We start from the raw sequence: 996 nt of genomic DNA, 5'->3' as shown, positions 1-996 counted from the left end.
CTAATACTCCAGCAGGAGATCCGTTCTGACCTGCTGTGGCGGTGTGGTTTTGTCCGTGGTCATGGAGCAGCCACCGCTGAGTCTCGTGGTTGTGTGGACCCAAGATGCGGCGGTGGCTGCCGCCTACAGAGTAGACGCCGAGCAATGGTCTGGGCTGTTCGACGAGCTGATGGACGTGGTCGGGTCGCGCTTCGGGCGGCCTGAGCCCCGCCGGAGGGTGCGGGACTTCATGGCTGGGCTGCTGGCGCCGTTGCCGACCAAGAACTGTTGGACGATCGCGGAACACGCCGGTGACGACGGTCCGGCAGGGATGCAGGACCTGATCGGCCGGGCCAAGTGGGACGATGCGGACGTCCGGGCCGCTGTGCGGGATTTCGTGGCGGTCAAGCTCGGGCATCCGGACGGTGTGCTGTTGATCGACGAGACCGGTGATCTGAAGAAGGGTGTGCACACTGTCGGGGTGCAACGGCAGTACTCCGGCACCGCCGGGAAGATCGAGAACTGCCAGCTCGCGGTGCACCTGTCGTATGCCTCACCGGCCGGGCACACCCTGGTCGACGTTGCTCTCTACCTGCCGAAATCCTGGACTGACGATCCCGCGCGACGGGCTGAGGCCGGAGTGCCCGAGACGATCGGCTTCGCCACGAAACCGCAGCTGGCACGTCGTCTGATCGACGCCGCGGTCTCTGGCGGGCTGCCGTGTCGGTGGGTTGCCGGCGACGAGGCCTACGGCGGTGACCCGCGCCTGGCTGCGGCGCTGCGGGGCCACGACCTGGGTTACGTTCTCGCGGTCGCCTGCTCGCACCGGGTCCCGACCGGGCTTGGCATCCAGCGAGCGGACAATATCGCCGCCGGCCTTCCGGCACGGGCGTGGCAGCGAATCTCCGCCGGCCAGGGGGCGAAAGGGCACCGCTACTACGACTGGGCGTTCGTCACCCTGCCCCTGGCCGTTGACGAGCACGACGGTCACCACTGGCTGCTGATCCGACGCAACCG

1 protein-coding gene is annotated in these 996 nt (G+C 67.7%); it reads left to right on the top strand.

Annotated features, from left to right (window positions below; all coding sequences use genetic code 11):
* Positions 1-169 precede the first annotated feature (169 nt).
* Positions 170-996, top strand: an 827-nt coding sequence (locus tag ACLQ2V_RS28085; protein WP_425721718.1) for an IS701 family transposase, incomplete at its 3' end; no start/stop codon positions are given.

Origin of the sequence: Micromonospora sp. DT233 (assembly GCF_049841815.1) — a bacterium.
Classification (GTDB): domain Bacteria; phylum Actinomycetota; class Actinomycetes; order Mycobacteriales; family Micromonosporaceae; genus Micromonospora.
Note: the sequence above shows the minus strand (reverse complement) of the source record. Positions and strands in the feature narration are given on the sequence as shown.